21 protein-coding genes are annotated in these 18,727 nt (G+C 67.1%); 11 read left to right on the top strand and 10 right to left on the bottom strand.

The window, feature by feature from the left end; translation table 11 throughout:
* Positions 1 to 44 precede the first annotated feature (44 nt).
* A complete protein-coding gene (locus tag ACODSU_RS16270; protein ID WP_488843193.1) occupies positions 45 to 881 on the top strand; it encodes an ABC transporter substrate-binding protein in 837 nt (278 codons plus the stop codon).
* Positions 882 to 890: 9 nt separating this feature from the next.
* The gene (locus tag ACODSU_RS16265; protein WP_488843191.1) at positions 891 to 1,724 is read left to right on the top strand and encodes a molybdate ABC transporter substrate-binding protein; all 834 of its coding nucleotides are present in this window, start codon (positions 891 to 893) and stop codon (positions 1,722 to 1,724) included.
* Between the two features lie 100 nt (positions 1,725 to 1,824).
* Here ACODSU_RS16265 and ACODSU_RS16260 read toward each other — a convergent pair whose 3' ends face one another.
* The 6 genes from ACODSU_RS16260 to ACODSU_RS16235 are packed head-to-tail and all read right to left on the bottom strand — an operon-like array spanning position 1,825 to position 7,780.
* Positions 1,825 to 3,522, bottom strand: coding sequence for an ABC1 kinase family protein (locus ACODSU_RS16260; protein WP_488843189.1), 1,698 nt, complete (start codon positions 3,520 to 3,522; stop codon positions 1,825 to 1,827).
* Positions 3,523 to 3,537: 15 nt separating this feature from the next.
* Complete coding sequence (locus ACODSU_RS16255) at positions 3,538 to 4,032, bottom strand: DUF2269 family protein (RefSeq protein ID WP_488843187.1); 495 nt, start codon at positions 4,030 to 4,032, stop codon at positions 3,538 to 3,540.
* On the bottom strand, positions 4,029 to 4,427 hold the full coding sequence (locus ACODSU_RS16250) for a DoxX-like family protein (RefSeq protein WP_488843185.1): 399 nt from the start codon (positions 4,425 to 4,427) through the stop codon (positions 4,029 to 4,031). Before ACODSU_RS16250 ends, ACODSU_RS16255 begins: the two co-directional genes overlap by 4 nt.
* Positions 4,424 to 4,948: an SRPBCC family protein gene (locus tag ACODSU_RS16245; protein WP_488843183.1), complete on the bottom strand. Its 525-nt coding sequence runs from the start codon at positions 4,946 to 4,948 to the stop codon at positions 4,424 to 4,426. Before ACODSU_RS16245 ends, ACODSU_RS16250 begins: the two co-directional genes overlap by 4 nt.
* Before the next feature lie 4 nt (positions 4,949 to 4,952).
* The gene (locus tag ACODSU_RS16240; RefSeq protein WP_488843181.1) at positions 4,953 to 6,077 is read right to left on the bottom strand and encodes a saccharopine dehydrogenase NADP-binding domain-containing protein; all 1,125 of its coding nucleotides are present in this window, start codon (positions 6,075 to 6,077) and stop codon (positions 4,953 to 4,955) included.
* Positions 6,078 to 6,082: 5 nt separating this feature from the next.
* Complete coding sequence (locus tag ACODSU_RS16235; protein ID WP_488843179.1) at positions 6,083 to 7,780, bottom strand: EAL domain-containing protein; 1,698 nt, start codon at positions 7,778 to 7,780, stop codon at positions 6,083 to 6,085.
* A gap of 196 nt (positions 7,781 to 7,976) precedes the next feature.
* On the opposite strand from ACODSU_RS16235, the gene ACODSU_RS16230 reads away from it, so the two are divergent.
* From ACODSU_RS16230 to arsB, 4 genes are read left to right on the top strand one after another with little or no spacing between them, the layout of a single operon-like run.
* A complete protein-coding gene (locus ACODSU_RS16230) occupies positions 7,977 to 8,303 on the top strand; it encodes an ArsR/SmtB family transcription factor (protein WP_488843177.1) in 327 nt (108 codons plus the stop codon).
* Positions 8,304 to 8,345: 42 nt separating this feature from the next.
* Positions 8,346 to 8,846 carry an ArsI/CadI family heavy metal resistance metalloenzyme gene (locus ACODSU_RS16225; RefSeq protein ID WP_488843175.1) on the top strand — a complete coding sequence of 167 codons (501 nt, stop codon included), beginning with the start codon at positions 8,346 to 8,348 and terminating at the stop codon, positions 8,844 to 8,846.
* A gap of 9 nt (positions 8,847 to 8,855) precedes the next feature.
* Entirely contained in the window at positions 8,856 to 9,362 is a 507-nt protein-coding gene (locus ACODSU_RS16220; RefSeq protein ID WP_488843173.1) for an arsenate reductase ArsC, read from the top strand.
* A complete protein-coding gene (gene arsB / locus ACODSU_RS16215) occupies positions 9,359 to 10,423 on the top strand; it encodes an ACR3 family arsenite efflux transporter (RefSeq protein ID WP_488843171.1) in 1,065 nt (354 codons plus the stop codon). Before ACODSU_RS16220 ends, arsB begins: the two co-directional genes overlap by 4 nt.
* A gap of 118 nt (positions 10,424 to 10,541) precedes the next feature.
* Here the strand turns inward: arsB and ACODSU_RS16210 are convergent, their stop codons facing one another.
* The 3 genes from ACODSU_RS16210 to ACODSU_RS16200 are packed head-to-tail and all read right to left on the bottom strand — an operon-like array spanning position 10,542 to position 11,896.
* Positions 10,542 to 10,772, bottom strand: a complete 231-nt coding sequence (locus tag ACODSU_RS16210; RefSeq protein WP_488843169.1) for a DUF2798 domain-containing protein — start codon at positions 10,770 to 10,772, stop codon at positions 10,542 to 10,544.
* Positions 10,769 to 11,377 (bottom strand): flavodoxin family protein, encoded by a 609-nt coding sequence (locus tag ACODSU_RS16205; RefSeq protein WP_488843167.1) that lies wholly within the window; start codon positions 11,375 to 11,377, stop codon positions 10,769 to 10,771. The genes ACODSU_RS16210 and ACODSU_RS16205 overlap by 4 nt, the downstream gene beginning before the upstream one ends.
* A gap of 54 nt (positions 11,378 to 11,431) precedes the next feature.
* The gene (locus ACODSU_RS16200; protein ID WP_488843357.1) at positions 11,432 to 11,896 is read right to left on the bottom strand and encodes a DUF2938 domain-containing protein; all 465 of its coding nucleotides are present in this window, start codon (positions 11,894 to 11,896) and stop codon (positions 11,432 to 11,434) included.
* A gap of 116 nt (positions 11,897 to 12,012) precedes the next feature.
* On the opposite strand from ACODSU_RS16200, the gene ACODSU_RS16195 reads away from it, so the two are divergent.
* Positions 12,013 to 12,459: a helix-turn-helix domain-containing protein gene (locus ACODSU_RS16195; RefSeq protein WP_488843165.1), complete on the top strand. Its 447-nt coding sequence runs from the start codon at positions 12,013 to 12,015 to the stop codon at positions 12,457 to 12,459.
* A 150-nt stretch (positions 12,460 to 12,609) separates the two neighbouring features.
* On the opposite strand, the gene ACODSU_RS16190 is transcribed toward ACODSU_RS16195, so the two are convergent.
* The gene (locus ACODSU_RS16190) at positions 12,610 to 13,758 is read right to left on the bottom strand and encodes a helix-turn-helix domain-containing protein (protein WP_488843163.1); all 1,149 of its coding nucleotides are present in this window, start codon (positions 13,756 to 13,758) and stop codon (positions 12,610 to 12,612) included.
* Between the two features lie 221 nt (positions 13,759 to 13,979).
* Between ACODSU_RS16190 and ACODSU_RS16185 the strand changes: the two genes are divergently transcribed.
* The 4 genes from ACODSU_RS16185 to ACODSU_RS16170 all read left to right on the top strand — a co-directional run bounded on the left by ACODSU_RS16185 (position 13,980) and on the right by ACODSU_RS16170 (position 18,723).
* On the top strand, positions 13,980 to 14,450 hold the full coding sequence (locus ACODSU_RS16185) for a (2Fe-2S)-binding protein (RefSeq protein ID WP_488843161.1): 471 nt from the start codon (positions 13,980 to 13,982) through the stop codon (positions 14,448 to 14,450).
* A gap of 46 nt (positions 14,451 to 14,496) precedes the next feature.
* The gene (locus ACODSU_RS16180; RefSeq protein ID WP_488843159.1) at positions 14,497 to 16,884 is read left to right on the top strand and encodes a xanthine dehydrogenase family protein molybdopterin-binding subunit; all 2,388 of its coding nucleotides are present in this window, start codon (positions 14,497 to 14,499) and stop codon (positions 16,882 to 16,884) included.
* Between the two features lie 11 nt (positions 16,885 to 16,895).
* The gene (locus ACODSU_RS16175) at positions 16,896 to 17,687 is read left to right on the top strand and encodes an FAD binding domain-containing protein (RefSeq protein ID WP_295939593.1); all 792 of its coding nucleotides are present in this window, start codon (positions 16,896 to 16,898) and stop codon (positions 17,685 to 17,687) included.
* 109 nt (positions 17,688 to 17,796) lie between these two features.
* Positions 17,797 to 18,723 (top strand): AAA family ATPase, encoded by a 927-nt coding sequence (locus ACODSU_RS16170; protein ID WP_343736024.1) that lies wholly within the window; start codon positions 17,797 to 17,799, stop codon positions 18,721 to 18,723.
* The last annotated feature ends 4 nt before the right edge of the window (positions 18,724 to 18,727 follow it).

The following is an 18,727-nucleotide window of genomic DNA, read 5'->3' as shown; positions in this document are numbered from 1 at the left end:
CGCTGCCCCCCAAGGGGGCCTTTTCATCTTGGGGCGGCCCGGCGATGAAAAATTTCAAACCTTTTCGCGCGGTAGCGCTAGTGTCCAAAGCGGTGGCAGCTATCGTTTTGGTAGCGTCTGGTTCTGCATTCGCGCAGAGCATCACCATGGCGTCCACCACCTCCACCGAGCAGTCGGGCCTGTTTGGCTACCTGCTGCCCGAGTTCAAGAAGGCCAGTGGCCTCGACATCAAGGTGGTGGCGCTGGGCACCGGCCAGGCGCTCGACATGGCACGCCGGGGCGACGCCGACGTGCTGTTTGTGCACGACCAGGTGGCCGAAGAAAAGTTTGTGGCCGATGGCTGGGGCGTGAAGCGCTACCCCGTGATGTACAACGACTTCATCCTCATCGGCCCCAAGAACGACCCGGCCGGCACCAAAGGCAAGGACATCGTGCAGGCCCTGCAGAAGCTGGCCGCCACCAACGGCAACTTCATCTCGCGCGGCGACAAGAGCGGCACCCACGCGGCCGAGCTGCGCTACTGGAAGCTGGCCGGTGCCGAGGCCGCAAATACATCAAAAGGCAGCGGCTACAAGGAGTGTGGCTGCGGCATGGGGCCCGCGCTGAACATCGCAGCATCGAGCGGCGCCTACGTGCTGGCCGACCGGGGCACCTGGCTCAATTTCAAGAACCGTGCGGACTTGGCCATTCTGGTCGAGGGCGACACCAAGCTCTTCAACCAGTACGGAGTGATGGTCGTGAACCCCGCCAAGCACCCGCATGTGAAGTCGCAGGACGCGCAGAAGTTTGTGGACTGGGTGGTGTCGCCCGCCGGCCAGCGAGCCATTGCGGGCTACAAGATCGGCGGCGAACAACTGTTCTTCCCCAACGCCACGCAGTGAGCGGTCTGCATGGCATCGCGTTCACAGGCGGCACTCGCCGCTGCAGCCGCTGGTCTGACCTGGGCCCTGGCCGGTTGTTCGGCGGGCCCTGCCAAGGTGCCCATGGCTGATGTGGCCCCCGTGCAGGTGTATGCCGCTGGCAGCTTGCGCGAGGCGTTCACCGAGATCGCGCGCGACCACGAGGCCCGCACGGGCCAGAAGGTGGCGCTGACCTTCGGCGCCTCGGGCCTGCTGCGCGAGCGCATCGAAAAGGGTGAGCCCGCACAGGTCTTTGCCTCGGCCGACACCGACCACCCGCAGCGCCTGGCGGCCCGGGGTGGCTGGCAGGCGCCCGTGGTGTTCACGCGCAATGCGCTGTGTGTGCTGACCAGCGAGCAGATCAGTGCCACCCCCGATACTTTGCTGGCCACCTTGCTGCGCAGTGACGTGCGCGTGGGCACCTCCACGCCCAAGGCCGACCCGTCGGGCGACTACGCCTGGGCGCTGTTCCGCCAGGCCGACCAGGTTCAACCCGGTGCCTACGCGCAGCTGGAAGCCAAGGCCTTGAAGCTCACGGGCGGTGCGGATTCGCCCAAGCCACCTGCGGGCCGGGGCACCTATGCCTGGGTGATGGACCAGCGCCAGGCTGATGTGTTTCTGACCTACTGCACCAACGCCGTGGCCGCTCAGGCCGAGGTGACGCGCCTGCGTGTGGTGCAACTGCCTGCCGCATTGCAGGTGGGCGCTGCCTATGGGCTGACCGTCCGTGCCGATGCGCCGGCTGCCGCGCAGGCGTTTGCCAGTGCGCTGCGCCAACCGCCTGCCCAGGCGGTGTTGCAACGCCTGGGGTTTGGGCAACCCTGAACGCGGGCTGCCGACTGGCTGTGAGTGTGTGCACACGCCGCGTCTGTCTGCCTGGTGGGGTGGCGCGGCGTGTGTCGTTTAGAACTGCTGTCTGCCGCGCTCAGTCGTCATCACGGTGATGGCTGCTGCGCCAGATGGCGCGCACGAGCCACAGGCCACACACCACCGCGCCGCAGAACCCCAGGAAGCCAAACGCGGGCAGACCGAACAGCGTGGGCCCGCCTTTCACGGTCATCACGATGGACGAGCCGATGATCAGCGCCGCAATCACCAGCGCCATTGCCAAACGGTTGGCTGACCGGTCGATCTGGTCGCCCACACGCTTGAGGTGCGCCAGCTCGATGCCCACCTGCAGGTGCCCGCGCCGCGCGTTGCGCAGCAGCCGCCCGATGTCGTCCGGCAACTGCTCCACAGTGGCCAACGCGCGCCGCAAGGTGCTCCAGGCGCGCCCGGCCAGCACCTTGGGCTCGTAGCGCGCGCGCACCACCTGCTTGAGCAAGGGCAGGGCTTCGGTCGCCATGTGAAAGTCCGGGTCGAGGTTGCGACCCATGCCTTCAAGCGAGATGAAAGCCTTGATCAGCAGTGCGAGGTCGGACGGCAGCCCCAGGTGGTGTTCACGCAGGATGGCCGTCACATCGGCCAGCATCTGCCCCAGGCTCAGCTGCGCCAGGGGAACGCCGTGGTACTGGTCCACAAAGGCCTCGATCTCGGTTTCGAGCTGGCCCAGGTTCAGGCCCTGCGCGTCGCCCGTCCAGTCCAGCAGCACATCGGCCACGGCCTGGGGCTGGTGCTCCACTAGGCCCAGCAGCAGCTGCAGCAACTCGTCGCGCCGGCGCTGCGACAGGCGGCCCACCATGCCAAAGTCAATGAAGGCAATGCGGTTGCCGGACAGGTAAAACACATTGCCCGGGTGCGGGTCGGCGTGGAAGACGCCGTCCTTTACGATCATCTGCAGCACCGCCTGCGCGCCGCGCTGCGCCAGCACCGTGCGGTCAAAGCCGGCCTCGGGCGTCAGTGCGGCCAGGGCGCCGCCGGGCGTGCCGTCGATGAAGTCCTGCACATTGATGCGTTCGCGGGTGTAGGCCCAGTGCACGCGCGGGATCACGATGTGGGGCAGCACGGCCATGTTGGTGGCAATCCGCTCGGCCTGGCGGCATTCGCCCGCCAGGTCCAGCTCGCGGCGGAGCGAGCGGGCGAACTCGCGCACCAGCTGCTGGGGCCGGTAGGGCTTGAGTGCGGGCAGCTCGGCCTCGGCCAGCGCGGCCAGGCGCTGCAGCAGGCGCAGGTCGGCCTGGATGGTGTCCGCAATGCCGGGACGGCGGATCTTGACAATGACCTCGCTGCCATCCTGCAGACGGGCGCGGTGCACTTGCGCAATCGATGCGGCGGCCAGCGGCGTGGTGTCGAACCAGGCAAACACGGCTTCGGGCTCGGCACCCAGGTCTTCGCGCAGTTGCGGGCGCAAGGCGTCGATGGGCAAAGCGGGCACATTGCTGTGCAGCTTCTCGAACTCGGCAATCCATTCCGGGCCAAACAGGTCGGCCCGTCCCGCGAGGATCTGGCCAAACTTGACGAACGCGGGGCCCAGCTCTTCGAGCGCCAGCCGCACCTGCACCGGCGGCTCCACGCGGGCCAGGTCGGCAGCGTGGGTCCAGTTCAGCGCCTGGCCCGCGCGCTCCAGGCGGTCGGTCAGGCCCAGGCGGCGCACGGTGTCGCCAAACCCGTGGCGCACCATCACGCCCAGGATTTCCTTCAGGCGCCCCAGGTCGCGGGCGGTGTCCAGGGTCTCGATCAGCATGGGGCGATCATAGGTTCAGAAGGTCAGGGCGGGTTTGTTCACCATCAGGTAGAACACCACGACCATGGCCACAAAGGCCGGGTAGCCCAGGGCCTCCCACCAGCGGGCGTAGCGCCAGTACAGCGGGGGCAGCACGCCGTCACCCTGTGCGGACTGCGCCGCCTCTGCCGCCTCTATCGCCATGTCGCGCATGCGCAGCTGCAGCCACACCACGGGCAGCCAGCAGGCACCGGCCACCAGGTACAGCGCGATGGAGATGGCGAGCCACGGCGTGCTCCAGGGCAGGCCCGCCATGGCAGCCATGGCCAGCCCCGTGGCGGGCTGGATGAACACCGTGGGCGTGGTGAACCACCAGTCCGCCCGCACCACCAGGCGTGTGACCACCGCCTGCGCCTGCACATTGCCGCTGCGGTTGGTAAAGAACATGTAGAACGCCGAGCCCAGCCCGGTGCCCACCAGCAGCACGCTGGAGATGATGTGTAGCCATTTGAGGGTGAGATACAGGCTCATGGCTTTTGCGGAGAAGTGGCCTCGTCTTGCAGCAGCACCCACAGGATGGCGGCAATGGGCAGGTTTTTGGTCAGCGGCCCGAAGGGGTGCAGCCACCAGGCGGGGTGTATGGCCGTGGCCAGCAGTGTCATGATCAGCATCATCAGCAAAGCAGCGCCATACGCTTTGCGGCCCGGGCGGAGCGCCAGCCACAGCCCCAGCACCGCATCGGCCGCCGCCCCGGCCAGGATGATGGCGGTGGGCAGCCATGGGGCGTGGCCCCCGGCCCAGGCTGTGGGCAGCCCTGCCAGCAACTCGCGGCTTTGGCCGTGCAGCTCCCACACGCTGACCACGGCGGTGGCCAGCCAGACGACCACGAGGCTGGCGCGCAGCAGCTGAGCCGACGCGCGGTTCATGGGGTGACCTTCTGTGCTGCGGCTTTCGCGACACCCTGCGTCTGTTGCCAGTCTGCAATGTCGGCAGCACGGACCGCCAGGAACTGCGCCAGGCGCTGGAACCGCTGGCGCGTCTTGTGGACAAAGACCCAGTCCACCACAGGCTCCATCACCGTCCGCAAGGCTGCCGGGCCGACTTGAAAGGTGTAGGTGTAGATCAGCAGGGACTGGTGGGGGCCCTGCGCCTGGTGGCGCATGGAGGCGGCCCACTGGGTGAAGGGAAACGACTGGCCCACCATGGCCGCAGCCGCAACCACAGGGCGGTCATAGCTGACGAACTGCGTGCGCATGGACAGCGCCCGCAATGCACCGGCGCCCAGGTTCTCGGTGGTGGCGCCCACACTGGGGCAGGGCGCACCGCTTTCCACGCTGGTGCGGCGCACCAGCGAATCCCATTGGCACCGCCACTCGTGGTAGTGAAAGGCATCGAACACAACGTCGGCCCGCGCTGGCATGGGGAAGGTCAATTTCCGGTGGGCCATCGGCTCATTCCTCCACCACATCGGTCACCATGCCCCACTTCGCAAACTCAGGGGCAAAGGCCTCCAGGGGCAGAAGGCTGGTGCTGGTGTGTGCCCCGGTGGGTAGCGGCTGCCCGGCTGCCAGCTGGCGGGCCAGCAGGATGGCGGCCATGCAGGGGATTTCGGGGCCGTGGTCGTTATCGGCCGCAATGTGCCATGCGCGGCGCCGGGGCTGGCCTTGTGCGTCGGCACCCGCCACACGCACCACCATGCCGCCCAGCGGCGTGCCCAGAAAGTCCAGCGCGCCGCCCGCGTGGTGCATCAGCCAGGCCAGCTTCTCGGGGTGGGGCAGTACGCCCCAGCGGCGCAGCGTTGCCAGGGTGGCAAAGGCTCTCTGCGCCAGGCCAACCTCCAGGGCCGCGCGGAAGGTGACGCGGTCGCGCGCCCGGTAGTGGGCGGGAAAGATCTCCAGGTCCGGGATGTCGCAGACCGCCCCCAGGCGAGGGCGCAGCCGCTGGAACTGGACGGGGCTGGGCCGCGCCCAGCCGCTGTGCGGCTGCCACCGGCCACCATCCCACACATCAATAGGCAGGCCGCAGTAGCTCAGCACCGCCGCCAGCGTGGCCTGGCCCCGGGGCGCCCGTTGCGCAGGGGCAATGCAGATGTCGATGCTGTCAATGCGCTGCCAGCCCGCGCACAGGTGGTCGATAACAGCCGAGGACAGCGCTGGCACCGTGCTGGCGCCAGCAACGGCCGTGCGCCCGGCGGCAGCGAATGCAGCCTGCATGGCGGCGGGAAAGTCGCACACAAACCGGCGGCCGTCGGCCAGGTCGATGTAGTGCGCGCCCGCCTCGGCCGCCGCCTGGGCCACGTTGTAGGCCTGTGCCTGAAAAGGGCCCGCCGTATGGATGACCAGACCCACACCCCATTCGCGCAAGGTGGCGACCAGGCCGGGCGCCTGGTGGTCCAGCGCCACGCCCTGGGCGCCGTGGCCCAGCGCGTCCGCCAGGGCCTTCGCTTGCAATGCGTCCCGGCCCGCCACCAGCAGGGCCATGTGTTGGCGGGTGGCCTCATCGCTCACCAGCGCGCGGCAGATGCGCGCCCCAAAGTTGCCGTAGCCGCCCAGGATCAGGGTTTTCATCGCAGCCATGGGGGTCATGCGCCCGAGGCCCAATGCATGCTGGGCTGCGTGGGCACAAAGGAGGCATCGCTGCCCCTGCCACTGCCCGGCGTGTGCAGCAAGGCCTGGAGGGCGGCACGCTGCGACTGCAGTTGCGTGCGGTGCCAGGTGGGTACGTCAGGCGCTGCAATGGGGCGGCTGAACAGGTAGCCCTGGATGTGGTGCAGCCCGGCGGCGGCCAGGGCCCGCAGCTCCTCCGGCGTCTCTACCCCCTCGACCACCACCGACAGGCCCAGGTCCCGCGCCAGCGCGCAGATGTGCCGCAGCAGCTTCTGGCGTCGGCGGTCTTGCGGCAATTGGCGCACGAACAGGCGGTCGCACTTGATGCCCGCAATGGGGAGCTCCGCCAGCAAGCCCAGCGACGAATAACCGGCGCCAAAGTCGTCCATCAGCACGGCCACGCCCAGGGCGCTCAGCGCGCTGATGGCCGCCACCATCTGGGGGCCCAGCGCAATGACGGCATGCTCGGTCATTTCGAGCTTCAGGGTGCGCGGGGGCAGGCCGCGCTGCGCCAGCTGCAGGCCCAGCCAGGGCGCAAAGCTCTCGTGCATCAGTGTGACCGGTGCCACATTGACGCTGATGGCCACTGCATCCAGCCCCTGCGCCCGCCAGTTGCACAGATGGTCGAGCGCATTGCACACAATCATGCGGTCCACCTCCGCCGTCTTGCCCTGCAGCTCGCACACCAGCAAGAAGGTTTCGGGGTTGATGCGGCCCAGGGTGGTGTCGGTCAGCCGCAGCAGTGCCTCCAGCTGCACCCCGCTGCGCTGGGTGTGGATGATGGGCTGGAAATGCAGGGCCAGGTTGTCGGGGTGCAGCAGCCGGTCCAGGTGGTCGGCAATCAGCGACTGCTGAATGTCGCTGTGGGCGTTGTGGGCCAGCGCCGAGGTGCGCATCATCGACAACCCGCGCCGCAGCAGCTGCTGGCGCCCCGCGTCCGAGCGCAGGTTGCTCAGATGTTCCATGGCCACCGCCAGCGCAAACACCAGCATCACAACGAGCAAGGCGGCGCCATCTGACGCCGCATCGTGGTTGCCCTGGTGCATGGGAAAGGTGTTGACCAACAGCCAGTGCAGCACCAGGATCGCGCCGCCGCACAGCAGCTTGTCTAACCAGTTCTGGGCGCGGTAGCGGGGGGTGAGCACACTGAGCTTGGCGGCGCGATGGCGGATGGCGCAGTAGCACGAAATGCCGGTGGCAATGCCCAGCGACAGCACAGTGGCCAGCAGGTTGATCTGCCCGAAACTCTGCACATGGCTGCTGGTGATGGTGAAGTGCCCGGCCAGCGTGCCCACCGCCAGCCACAGGCTGGCCAGTGCAATGCGGCGTTTGCTGGCGCCGGTGCTGAGGGTGGGGATGGTGAGCCGCGCACTCACCACCATGATGACCAGGCCGCTGAGCGCGGGGACCAGCTCCAGCACGTGGTGCGACAGCTCGTTGTACAGGAACAGGCCGACCACATCCAGCGCCCACACAATGGAGCCAATGCACAGCGATGCGTGGGATGCGCTGATGCGGCGGCTGGACGGGTCCACCGAATACGCGGTGTGCTCCACCAACTGCTGGCACACGTGCACGACCAGTGCTGCAAACACCCAGAACAGCAGGCTCTGCAGCAGTGGCGGAAACCCCACCACAAACACCTGCATGGCGCCCTGCCAGATTGAAACCATATCGTCCACGTGCTCCCGCCCATTTTTGTATGCGGGTCATCATACGACCGTGGGACGGGGCCCACGCGTAACAGCCTGTGGCGGGTGCGTGCACTGGGGCGCCAGGCGGCCATCTAGGAAGGAGGAAGGGCGTGGGTTTCCCGCAATTTTTGGATGCCATTTTCCAATAATTCAATAATCGTTGTATTATTGATCCATGCAAGAAATCGATGTTGTCCGTGCCCTCGCAGCCCTGGCCCAGGAGGTCCGCCTGCGGGTCTTCCGTGCGCTAGTGGTGGCGGGCCCTGCAGGGTTGACGCCCAGCGATCTGGCCGCCCAGCTGGAGGTGGCGCCCAACACCCTGTCTTTTCACCTCAAGGAGCTGTCGCATGCCGGGCTCATCAGCCAGGAGCGACAGGGCCGCAACCTGATCTACCGCGCCGCGTTCGACACCATGAACGCACTGCTGGCCTACCTCACCGAAAACTGCTGCGAAGGCCAGGGCTGCGCGCCTGCCGACGCGGCCGCGTCCTGCCATTGCTAACCGTTGCTGACCGTCTCTGTCCACCCCCCCGAGGAGAACCCCATGAAACGCTTCCACGCCCATGTGCATGTCGATGACCTGGCCCAGAGCATCGCTTTCTATTCCAAGCTGTTTGCTGCGGCGCCCACGCGGGTGGAGGCTGACTACGCCAAGTGGATGCTGGAGGACCCGCGCGTCAACTTCGCCATCTCCACGCGGGGCACCACGCCAGGCCTGGACCACTTTGGCCTGCAGACCGACGACGCTGCGGAGCTGGCCGAACTCAAGGCCCGTGCCGAGGCCGCCGACATGGCCTTGCTCGACGAGGGCAGCACCACCTGCTGCTATGCCCGCAGCGAAAAGCACTGGGTGACCGACCCGCAGGGCATTGCGTGGGAGCACTTTCACACCCTGGGGGACATCCCGGTCTTCAACGAAGCCGCGCTGTCTTCCGCAGCGGGTGCCTGCTGCACGCCTTCGGCGGCAGCCCCTGCGCCAGCGGCGCCTCGGGCGGCGTGCTGCGCCCCTGCCACGGCCACAACCACCAAAACCAGCTGCTGCTGAGCGCGCCGCATGACCGCCTTGAACGTTCTCTTTCTCTGCACCCACAACTCGGCCCGCAGCATCCTGGCCGAGGCGTTGCTCAACGACATGGCGCCGGGCCGGTTCCACGCGTATTCGGCGGGCAGCAGCCCGCGCGACAACCAGCAGCCGAACCCTCTGGGCCTGGAGGTGCTGCGAGCCGCAGGTATCTCGACCGCAGGCCTGCGCAGCAAAAGCTGGGACGAGTTTGCCGCCCCGGGCGCGCCGGTGATGGATCTCATCATCACCGTCTGCGACAACGCGGCGGGCGAGGTCTGCCCCATCTGGCCCGGCCACCCGGCCACGGCCCACTGGGGTTACGCCGACCCGTCCGCAGGGGAGGGCTCGGACGATGAAAAGCGCGAGGCTTTCCGCAAGACCTTGCACGCTATCCACCAGCGGCTGGAGCTGCTCATCAACCTGCCCGCCGACAAGCTCGAAAAGACCCTGCTGCAGCACACCGCACGCGAACTGTCGCGTGCCGCTGCCACGCCATGACGGCGCGGTGCGAACCGGCCGACGCGCGCGTGCCGGCCCCCATGAGCGTGTTTGAGCGCTACCTCACGGTGTGGGTGTTGCTGTGCATCGTGGTGGGCATTGCGCTCGGGCAGTTCTTGCCGTCGATGTTCCAGGCCGTCGGCCGCATGGAGATCGCCAAGGTCAACCTGCCCGTGGGCCTGCTGATCTGGGTGATGGTGATCCCCATGCTGGTGAAGGTGGACTTCGGTGCCTTGGGCGAAGTGCGCAAGCATGCCCGGGGCATTGGCGTGACGCTGGTGGTGAACTGGCTGGTCAAGCCGTTTTCGATGGCGCTGCTGGGCTGGCTGTTCATCCGCCACTGGTTTGCGCCTTACCTGCCTGCCGATCAGCTGGACAGCTACATCGCAGGCCTCATCCTGCTGGCGGCCGCGCCCTGCACGGCCATGGTGTTCGTGTGGAGCCGCCTCACCGGCGGCGACCCGCTGTTCACGCTGTCGCAGGTGGCACTGAACGACAGCATCATGGTGGTCGCGTTTGCGCCGCTGGTGGCGTTCTTGCTGGGCATCTCGGCCATCACCGTGCCGTGGGACACCTTGCTGACTTCGGTGGTGCTCTACATCGTGATCCCGGTGGTGCTGGCCCAGTGGCTGCGCCGGTCGTTGCTGGCCCAGGGGCAGGCGGTGTTCGATGCCGTCATGGCGCGCATGGGGCCCTGGTCCATCGCCGCATTGCTGGCCACGCTGGTGCTGCTGTTTGCGTTCCAGGGCCAGGCCATCCTGCAGCAGCCGCTGGTGATTGCGCTGCTGGCCGTGCCCATCCTGATCCAGGTGTTCTTCAACGCGGGGCTGGCCTACTGGCTCAACCGCGCGGTGGGGGAGAAGCACAGCGTGGCCTGTCCATCGGCACTGATCGGTGCTTCCAACTTTTTCGAGCTAGCGGTGGCCGCCGCCATCAGCCTGTTCGGCTTTCACTCGGGTGCCGCGCTGGCCACCGTGGTGGGCGTGTTGATCGAGGTGCCGGTGATGCTGCTGGTGGTGCACCTCGTCAACCGAAGCAAGGGCTGGTACGAGCGGGCGTGAGCGACTGACAAAACTCCCCTGGCGTCGTTGTTTCGCCTTGTCGTACTGCTTGTATTGCCTGCGGCGAAACGGCTAGCCAGGGCCGCTTCGCTGAGTTTTGTCAGCCGCTCGCAGGTGCTCAGCCCTTTGCGGTGGTGAGCAGCGCCACCGCCTTGCGCGCCATTGGCGCTGCCAGCATCACCGCCGGAAAGGCAAACAGCCACCCAGTCAGCCACGCGCCCGCCCAGAGGCTCACAAAGTCCTGCTGCGGCTGCAGTGCGCGAAAGGTGGAGATGCCCGACACCAGCAGCGACATCACGCCCGACAAGATCAGGCTGAACAGCACCGGGCCATAGCGGGCGGGAATCATGCCGCCACCTCTTCGCCAGTCTGGCGTGCGGCTGCACCGCCAACACCGCCCAGGCGCTGCAGCGTCTCGGCAAAGTGCTGGCCGAACATGCGGGCGGTTTTGGTGTCGCCGGGCACAAACGCATCGGCGGCCGCCCCATGGCCCGCCTGCGCCATCAGGCCCGACCAGGAGCCGAGGCGGTTGGCCGCTTCGTCGTACGGCACCCCGGTGTGCTGCTCGGGCAGGATGGGGTTGCCCACCCACACCATGCCGTGCTGCATGGCAAACACCCACATCGACATCAGCGTGGACTGTTTGTCGCCCGCTGGCAGTGACGACACGGTAAAGCCCGCCGCCAGCTTGTTCTTGAGCTGATGCGTCTTCCAAAGGCGACCTGTGGAATCCATGAAGGTCTTGAACGGCCCCGAGACCCCGCCCAGGTAGGTGGGCGAGCCCAGGATGATGCCGTCGTAGCGCAGCAGGCGGTCGGGCGCCTGCGCAAGGTCTTCGGCCCGGACCAGTTCAGCGAGGACGCCCGGCACGGCGCGGGCGCCGTCCAGCACGTGGTGGGCAATGTGCGCGGTGTGGCCGTGGGCGCTGTGATAAACGATGGCAATGTGTTGCATGGTGTGGTTTCCTTGAGTGTGATTTCGGGGGGGGGGGAGAAGGCGCGGTACAGGTCAGCGTGAAATCAATGCGATGACCAGCGCGGAGAGATACAGGCCCAGGCCAAACACGGTGTGGTTGGCGAGGCTGCGCAGGCAGTTCTTGAGCGGGGTGGGCGTGCGCGATGCCGCAAAGCCCGAGTCCATGGCGGGCTGCATGACCAAGAGGGGCGCCGCCACGGTGCCTATGCCCACGGCCAGCGCGGGCAGCAGGGTGGGGCTGTGGACCCAGGCGGCGCCCTGCAAAGACAGCAGTACCCCGGCAAAGGCCACGCCCACGGCGTAATGCGTGAGCCAGCCCCAGGCCAGCTCGCCGCGCACCGGAGCCGCCTTGGCGATGGCCGCGTGGGCCACCTGCCCGCGCAACAGGTGGCCCACCCAGCGGCCGATGAAAGCGAAGTTGAGCGTGGGCACGCCCAGCCTTTTTAGCAGCAACAGCCACACATCCATGACGGCGGTGGCGCCGATGCCCAGGAGCATGGCGAGGGGAATGTCTTGCAGTGAGAGAGTCATGAAAACACCTCGAAAAGTTGACGGAAGAAGGTTTTGAACGGAATATAGAAGTTCAAGTCAACTTGAGGTCAAGAGGTTTTTTCATGGACATTGCCGAAGTCGCCAAACGCTCCGGTCTGCGGGCGTCCACGCTGCGGTATTACGAGGAGAAGGGGCTGATCCAGTCGGTAGGGCAACCGGGTGAGCGCCGCCGGTTTGCGCCCGGCGTGATGGACCAGCTGGCGCTGATTGCGCTGGGGCAGTCGGCCGGGTTCTCGCTGGACGACATCCGGTCCATGTTCTTGCCCAGTGGCGAGCCCAACATTGACCGGCAGCTGCTGTCAAGCAAGGCCGACGAGCTCGACGCCATGGTCAAGCGCCTCAAGGCCATGAGCAACGGCCTGCGGCATGCGGCCGCCTGCCCTGCCGAGAGCCATGCCCAGTGCCCGTCCTTCCAGCGGCTGCTGAAAGCCGCCGCTGACGGAGCGCTGGAGCGCCAGCAGCGGCGCAGCGCGCAGCCCGTGGTGGGCCTGCGCCGGCCGCGTGCCTGAGCTAGCCGAGGCGCCTCGGTTGATGGGGTGATTGAATTGCTATCTATTTGATAGCTTCTCGGGCATGTTGCACTAGCGCTTTCGGCCCAAAAAGCTTGAAATGACGTCGCCGGACGCTTGCAGGGCGGTGTGGGCCGCAGCGCAGGCCCGTCACCCGCCTTTGGGGGCGCCTAGCTTGCGGTACACCGTGGCGCGGCTGATGCCCAGCGCACGCGCCGCCTCGGCCACGTTGCCGCGCGCCTCCTGCACGGCGCGGCGGATCATTGCGACCTCGGCCTCGCGCAGCGGGGCGGGCGCCGATGCAATGCCTGGCACCGCTGCTGTGTGGGTGTCGCCCACGGTGCGGGCGTGCGCAGGCAGCTGCGCCAGGGCGTGCAGCCGCAGGCCCGACCACAGCGGCAAATCCAGCGGCTCTCTGCGCTGCTGGCGGGCCGCGTCGAACAGCATGGTCCAGGGCATGGCCAGCAGGTCGCTGCAGTGGGTGCGGGTGCCGGGCAGGCCGGGCGCGCGCAGGGGTTGGGGCACCAGCTGGCGGGCCATGCTGTTGGCGCCCACCACGCAGCCGTCGGCGTCCAGTGTCAGCAAGCCGTCGCCTTCGCCGCCCAGCGGGCAGCCCGGCCAGTTCAGGCGCAGCAGCAGGGCGTGGGGCAGCTGCAGCAGCAATGCGTCTTCCATGGCGCGGGCCGACCGGGCCACCAAGTGGCGCAGCTCGGGCCGCTCGGGCACATCCACACCCGTCAGGTCCAGCATGCCCATGCAGCGGCCCTGGGGGTCGAACAGCGGGGCCCCGGCGCAGCTGTAGCTGGCGTTGTCGTCAAAAAAATGCTCGCCCCGGTGCAGCCACACAGGCTGCAGCTCTTCCAGCGCGGCGCCGATGGCGGTGGTGCCCACGGCGGCTTCGGACAGGTCAATGCCCACACGGCCGATGGCGCTGGCGCGCGGGTCGCTCCGGTCGCAATGGCCCTGCACATCGACCACGATGCCGCGTGCATCGGTCAGCATGGCGAAGTAGCGCATGCCCGCAATGGCCCGGGTCAGCTGCTCCAGCACCGGCCGGGCCGCGCGCAGCAGGTGGTGGTTCTGCTCCTGGCTGTGGCGCAGCGCCGTGGCGCTGACGGCGTCAAACGCCACGCGCCGCGTGGGCTCCAGGCCCCTCGCCAGGCAGCGTTGCCAGGACCGCGCAATCCACGGCTCCACCTCGGCGCGCACGGGCGCTGCACCGTCGGACAGCAAGCTCTGGCGCGCCTGCGCAATCAGCGCGTGGCGGTCAGCAGCGGGGTGGGGCGCGGAGATCAGCATGTGAATGGGCTCCTGAAGGACCGCATGATGCGCCGGTGTGCACTGCAGCATGTTTCATTTTGAGAATATCCAGCCAGGGGCCCTGGAAATCTAGGGTTGTCCCTAGGGATGGTCGTTGGGGCGCGGCAGAAGATGCGCGAGCGATGAGCGTGATCCTGATCCCCTCCGCGAGGTCGTGAGCGCGCTCCTATCCAGCCAGAACCACTCCAGGAGACAGCCAGATGCAAGTCCAGTTCACGGTCAACGGGCGCGCCGCCAGTGTTGACGTCCCTCCCAATACCCTGCTTGTCCATGCGCTGCGAGAGCACCTGATGCTCACCGGCACCCATGTGGGTTGCGACACCAGCCAGTGCGGGGCGTGTACGGTGCATGTGAACGGCCGGGCCGTCAAATCCTGCGCCATGCTGGCGGTGCAGGCGCAGGGTGCCGAGGTGACGACCATCGAAGGCATGGCGACTGCAGACGGCACCATGCACCCCATGCAGGCGGCGTTCAAGGAGTGCCATGGCCTGCAGTGCGGCTTCTGCACGCCCGGCATGGTGATGAGTGCGGTGGACCTGTGCAAGAACCACCCCAACGCCAACGAAGGCGAGATCCGCGAGCTGCTCGAAGGCAACATCTGCCGCTGCACCGGCTACCAGAATATCGTGCGCGCAGTGCAGGTCGGCCAGAAGGCCATGGCCGGCGCCTGAGCGCGCCCGCCGTTCCCACGCCAGAACAATCCAAGGAGACAAGACCATGGGTGCATCCGACTTTTCCAAGCTGCCGCACATCGGCGAATCGCTCAAGCGCAAGGAAGACTACCGCTTCCTGACCGGTGCAGGCCAGTACACCGACGACGTGGTGCTGGCTGCGCAGAGCCATGCGGTATTCGTGCGCTCGCCGCACGCCCACGCCAAGATCAACAGCATCAACATCGACGCCGCCAAGGCCGCGCCCGGCGTGCTGGGCGTGTTCACCGGCGCCGATGTGGCCGCCGACAACATCAACGGCCTGCCCTGCGGCTGGCTCATCACCAGCACCAACGGCGAACCCATGAAGGAGCCGCCGCACCCCATCCTGGCCCAGGGCAAGGTGCGCTACGTAGGCGACCACGTGGCCATGGTGGTGGCGCTGACCCAGCAGCAGGCGCGCGATGCGGCGGAGCTGGTGGAGGTGGACTACGACGTGCTGCCCGCCGTGGTGAATGTGGCCGACGCCGCATCGGGTGCCGTGGCAGGTGCTGCGCTGCACGACATTGCGCCCGACAACCACTGCTTCAAGTGGGCCATCGGCGACAAGGGCGCCGTGGATGCCGCATTTGCCAACGCGGCGCACGTCACCAAGCTCGACCTGATCAACAACCGCCTGATCCCCAACGCCATGGAACCGCGTGCGGCCATCGGCAGCTACAACCGCGCGAGCGACGAATACACGCTGTATGTCAGCAACCAGAACCCGCACGTCGAGCGCCTGCTGATGACGGCGTTTGTGATGGGCCTGCCCGAGCACAAGGTGCGCGTGATTGCGCCCGACGTGGGCGGTGGCTTCGGCTCCAAGATCTATCTGTACGCCGAGGACGTGTGCCTGACCTGGGCCGCCAAGAAGCTCAACCGCAACATCAAGTGGGTGGCCGACCGCAGCGAGGCGTTCCTCTCCGACGCGCATGGCCGCGACCACGTGAGCCATGCCGAAATGGCGATGGACAAGGACGGCAAGTTCCTGGCCATGCGGGTACACACCCATGCCAACCTGGGCGCGTATCTGAGCACCTTTGCCAGCGCCGTGCCCACCATCCTGTACGCCACGCTGCTCGCAGGCCAGTACACCACACCGCAGGTGTATGTGGAGGTGGATTCGTGGTTCACCAACACCGCCCCAGTGGATGCCTACCGGGGCGCGGGCCGGCCCGAGGCGACCTACCTGCTGGAGCGTCTGGTGACGCGTTGCGGCTGGGAGATGGGCCTGGGCCAGGACGAGATCCGCAAGCGCAACTTCATCACCAGCTGGCCCTACCAGACGCCGGTGGCACTGCAGTACGACGTGGGGGACTACCACGCGTGCATGACGCAGGCGCAGCAGCTGGCAGACGTGGCGGGCTTTGCCGCGCGCAAGGCCGCCAGCGAGGCCAAGGGTCTCAAGCGCGGCATTGGCTACAGCAGCTACATCGAAGCCTGCGGCATTGCGCCGTCCAACATCGCAGGTGCTTTGGGCGCACGCGCAGGCCTTTTTGAATGCGGCGAGGTCCGCGTGCACCCCACCGGCAGCGTGACGGTGTTCACCGGCTCGCACAGCCACGGCCAAGGGCATGAGACCACCTTTGCTCAGGTGGTGGCCGCGCGCCTGGGCATTCCGGTGGAGAACGTGGACATCGTGCACGGCGACACGGGCCGTGTGCCGTTCGGCATGGGCACCTATGGTTCGCGTTCCATCAGCGTGGGCGGGGCGGCCATCATGAAGGCGCTGGACAAGATCGAGGCCAAGGCCAAGAAGATTGCTGCGCATTTGATGGAGGCCAGCGACGCCGACATCGACTTCAGCGGCGGCGAATTCACCGTGCGGGGCACCGACAAGAAGATCCCGTTCGGTCAGGTGGCACTCACGGCCTATGTGCCGCACAACTACCCGCTGGACAAGCTGGAACCCGGCCTGAACGAAACCGCGTTCTACGACCCCACCAACTTCACATTCCCCGCAGGCACCTACATCTGCGAGGTGGAAATCGACCCGCAGACCGGCGTGACGCGCGTGGAAAAGTTCACCGCCGTGGACGACTTCGGCACCATCATCAACCCCATGATCGTGGAAGGCCAGGTCCACGGTGGCTTGGTGCAGGGCATTGGTCAGGCGCTGCTGGAAAACTGCGTGTACGACCGCGAAACCGGCCAGCTGCTCACAGGCAGCTTCATGGACTACGCCATGCCGCGCGCTGACGACTTCCCCGAGTTCAAGCTGGGCCATGTGTGCACGCCCTGCACCCACAACCCGCTGGGCACCAAGGGCTGCGGCGAGGCTGGGGCCATCGGCTCGCCCCCGGCGGTGATCAATGCTGTGCTGGACGCGCTGCGGCCTCTGGGCGTGAAGGACTTCGACATGCCCGCGTCGCCGCATCGCGTGTGGGAAGCCATTCAGTCCGCCAAGGCATAAGGAGATCAACCATGTACGCATTCACCTTTGAGGCTCCTTCCTCCACCGCCGCTGCCGCGCAGCTCATCGCCCAGGGCGGCAAGCTGCTTGCGGGCGGGCAAAGCCTGCTCCCGTCCATGCGGCTGCGCCTGGCCAACCCCGAAAAAATCGTGGACCTGAACGGCATTGCCGAGCTGGCGGGTATCCGCCGTGAAGGCAACGCGCTGGTCATCGGTGCGATGACGCGCCACATGGACGTGGCGGCCAGCAGCGAGGTCAAGTCGGCCATCCCGGCCCTGGCCGACCTGGCTGCCCACATCGGCGACCGCCAGGTGCGCGCACGTGGCACGCTGGGCGGCTCCGTGGCCAACAACGACCCCGCTGCCTGCTACCCCAGCGCGGTACTGGGCCTGGGTGCCACGGTCATCACCAACCGCCGCGAGATCCAAGCCGACGACTTCTTCGTGGGCATGTACACCACGGCGCTGGAGGAGGGCGAGATCATCACCGCCATCCGCTTCCCCATCCCCAAGCGCGCCGCGTACATGAAGTTCAAGCAGGCGGCATCGCGCTTTTCGCTGGTGGGGGTGTTTGTGGCGCAGACCGACAGCGGTGTGCGCGTGGCCGTCACCGGTGCGGCCAGCAGCGTGTTCCGCCATGCGGGGTTGGAGGCGGCGCTCAACCAGAGCTTCACGCCGCAGTCGGCGGCCAGTGTGAAGATCGATGCGAGCGATTTGAACGCCGACATCCACGCCAGCGCTGCCTACCGCGCCAACCTCATCAGCGTGCAAACCCAGCGCGCTGTGCAGCAGATGCTGGGATGACGTGAGGGCAACCCCGCCACCGTGGTACGGCACCCGGTGGCGGGTTTTTGAGTGAAATGGGCCGCTGGCGCTAGAACCATATGCGCTGGCAGCTATGAATTGGATAGCAATGAACTCGTTGAACGCCGCGCCGGTTCCGGCTTCCATCGACGCCCTGGTGCAGGCCCTGCAGAGCGTGGGCTATTTTGCCGACCGTCGTTTAGCCACGGCGGTGTTTCTGGCGCTCCAGCTGCAGCGGCCTCTGCTGCTGGAGGGCGAGCCTGGCGTGGGCAAGACGGCGCTGGCCAAGGCCCTCTCAGAAGTGCTGTCGCGCAGCCTGATCCGCCTGCAGTGCTACGACGGCCTGGAACAGCGCGAGGCGCTGTACGAGTGGAACTACGCCGCTCAGTTGCTGCACATGCGGGCTGCGGAAGGGCAGGGCGGTGCCGACATGGCGCAGGTGGAGCGCGAGGTGTACCAAGACCGTTACCTCATCCGCCGCCCTTTGTTGCAGGCGCTGCAGGCGCCAGCACCGGGCGCCGTGCTGCTGATCGACGAGGTGGACCGCGCCGACGAACCGTTCGAGGCCTTCTTGCTGGAGTACCTGGGCGAGTACCAGGTGAGCATTCCCGAGATCGGCACCGTGCGTGCAACGGCCACGCCGATCACCATCCTCACCAGCAACCGCACGCGCGATCTGCACGACGCCGTCAAGCGCCGCTGCCTGTACCACTGGCTGGACTACCCCGAGCGCGAGCGTGAGCTGGCCATTGTGCGCGCCCAGGTGCCGGGTGCGAGCGAGGCGCTGGCCCTGCAGGTGGCAGAGTTTGTGGGCCGGCTGCGCAGCCAGCCATTTGCCAACGCCTTCCAGCGCGCACCGGGCATTGCCGAGAGCGTGGAATGGGCCAAGGCGCTGGTCGCGCTGGACACCCTCGTGGTGGACCCCGAGGTGGTGTCCGACACCGCAGGCATCCTGTTCAAGCAGCGCGAGGATGTCGCGGCGCTCACCCGCGACATGGCGGTGCAGTTGCTGCAACCCGCCGATGCCGATGCATGAAAGC

Source organism: Acidovorax sp. FG48 (assembly GCF_057809085.1).
Note: the sequence above shows the minus strand (reverse complement) of the source record. Positions and strands in the feature narration are given on the sequence as shown.